Source organism: Roseisolibacter sp. H3M3-2, assembly GCF_029211165.1.
GTDB lineage: Bacteria > Gemmatimonadota > Gemmatimonadetes > Gemmatimonadales > Gemmatimonadaceae > Roseisolibacter.
Window position 1 is genome coordinate 1 of sequence record NZ_JARGEK010000568.1, and the last position, 2,121, is coordinate 2,121.

The window sequence follows — 2,121 nt, forward strand, 5'->3', positions numbered from 1 at the left end:
CCGTCGTCGCGGGCGAGGCGGGCGGGGACCTCGCCGCGCGGCCCGCCGGTGAGCGCGAACACGCCGCGCACGTGCGGCGCCAGCAGGTCGAACGGCACCGCCGGCTCGCCGCGCGGGCGGTCCATGCGCGCGCGCGTCACGAGCGTGGCGACGTTGGCGTGGCCGGCGCGCGACTCGGCCAGCAGCACGACCGGCGACGGGGGCGCGCCGTCCGACCACTCGACGTCGACCTCGGCGCCGACGATCCCCGCGATCCCGGCCTCGCGCGCCGCCTCGGCGAAGCGCACGACGCCGCCCATGTCGTGGCGGTCGGTGAGGGCGAGCGCGCGGAGCCCGACGGCGGCCGCGCGCGCCGCCAGCGCCTCGGGGAGCGAGGCCCCGTCGAGGAGGGAGAAGGCGGAGCGGCAGTGCAGCTCGACGTACTCGGCGGCCCCGGTGGCGCCGGCGGGCACTTCGGGACGGGCGGGGGCGTTCACGGGCGGACCCGCCCCGCGCGGGATCGCCCCACGTCGGATCGCCTCACGCCGCCCACCCCGCACCCCCGTCGATGCCCGATCCCGCGTTCCACCCCGACGTGCTCGACCGCGACCCGGTGAGCCTCCTGCTCGACACCGTGGACGCGATGACGCCGGCGGAGCTGGACGCGCTGCCGTACGGGATGATCCAGCTCGACGCGGGGGGGCGCATCCTCAAGTACAACGCGGTGGAGTCGCGCCTGGCGTCGCTGCCGCAGGCGCAGGCGATCGGGAAGCAGTTCTTCACGGAGATCGCGCCGTGCACCAAGGTGCAGGCGTTCTACGGGCGGTTCCGGGAGGGGGTGATCCGCGAGTCGCTGGACGTGACGTTCCAGTTCCACTTCGCCTTCAAGCAGCACCCGCGGGACGTGACGGTGCGGCTGTTCTACTCGCGGCGGACGCGGAGCGTGTGGGTGATCATTTCGGACAGAACTGGTACGGCGTGGTCCGATACGGCGTGATCTGGTACGGCGTGATCTGGTACGGCGTGGTCTGATACGGCATGACCTTCGGCCTTCCGGCTGGGGGCTCACGCCGTATCTGTCCACGCCGTACCCGACCACGCCGTACCAGATCACGCCGTATCGGACCACGCCCTACCCGGTCGTTCAGTCGTACCACCCCTGCACCCACCACCCCCCCGCCGCGCGGTCGCGGTAGGCGAGGAGGAGCCCCGCCGCGGTGGCGCAGCGCCAGTAGTCGCGGCGGTACGGGTCGGCCCACCACTCGCCCGAGAGGCGCTCGGGGCCGTCGGCGCGGGTGACGGGGTAGGAGCGGCCGCGCCAGCGCACGGTCGCGGGGGCGGCGGCGGCGTCGCGGGCGACGGCGGCGGGCTCGCACGGGTCGAGCAGGCGCAGCGCGGCGGGGGCGGGCTCCGCGGCCGGTGCCGCAGGCGCTGCGGGCGCGGGCTCGGCGTCGGGGGCGGTGTCGGCGACCGGGTCGACGCCCTCCACCGGGAGCCAGTGGCCGGCGCGCTCGGGGCGGTGCTGGTCGCGGGCGACGGCGCGCACGACGACGTTGGGGCCGAGCTCCGCGCGGATGCGCGCGAACGCCGCCTCGACCGCGGCCGGGTCGTGCCACGCCGGCGAGAGCAGGTCCCCCTGGTCGGCGCCGAGGCGGCCGGTGGCCGGCACGCTCACCGTCACGCCGCACACCGGGCCGGGGAGCGCGACGCGCTCGAGCAGCGCGCGGCAGCGCTCGAACAGCGGCGCGACGCGCGCCAGCGGGCGTGGGAGCCGCGCCTCGTGGGTCACCGTGCGCGTGGCGCCGACGTCGAGGTGCAGCGTGAGCGCGACCGCGGCGGCGACGCGCGCGTCGCGTGCCAGATCGGCGACGAGGCCGTCGAGCGCGGCGCGCACGAGGAAGAGCACCGGCGCCGTGGTGGGCGCGGGGCTCGCGAGGTCGGCGCTGACGCTGCGCCGCGCCTCGGCGCGCACGAGCCCCGGGCGCCGCCGGTCCTCGCCGCGCGGCAGCCGCCACGCGCCGAGCCCCGCGTCCCCCCAGCGCTGCTCGACGTCGCCGCCGTCGAGCGGCGCCAGCGCGCCGGCGGTGCGGATGCCGACCGCCGCGAGCCCGGCGCGCACCTCGGGGTCCATCTGCACGAGGG

At 77.6% G+C, this 2,121-nt stretch carries 3 protein-coding genes; 1 reads left to right on the forward strand and 2 read right to left on the reverse strand.

Annotation, left to right across the window (positions count from 1 at the left end):
* The coding region (locus PYV61_RS24585; RefSeq protein ID WP_275836517.1) for a PHP domain-containing protein at positions 1-476 on the reverse strand (476 nt) is incomplete at its 3' end.
* A gap of 71 nt (positions 477-547) precedes the next feature.
* On the opposite strand from PYV61_RS24585, the gene PYV61_RS24590 reads away from it, so the two are divergent.
* On the forward strand, positions 548-976 hold the full coding sequence (locus PYV61_RS24590) for a PAS domain-containing protein (protein WP_275836518.1): 429 nt from the start codon (positions 548-550) through the stop codon (positions 974-976).
* A gap of 147 nt (positions 977-1,123) precedes the next feature.
* Here PYV61_RS24590 and PYV61_RS24595 read toward each other — a convergent pair.
* Positions 1,124-2,121, reverse strand: a 998-nt coding sequence (locus PYV61_RS24595) for a hypothetical protein (protein ID WP_275836519.1), incomplete at its 5' end; no start/stop codon positions are given.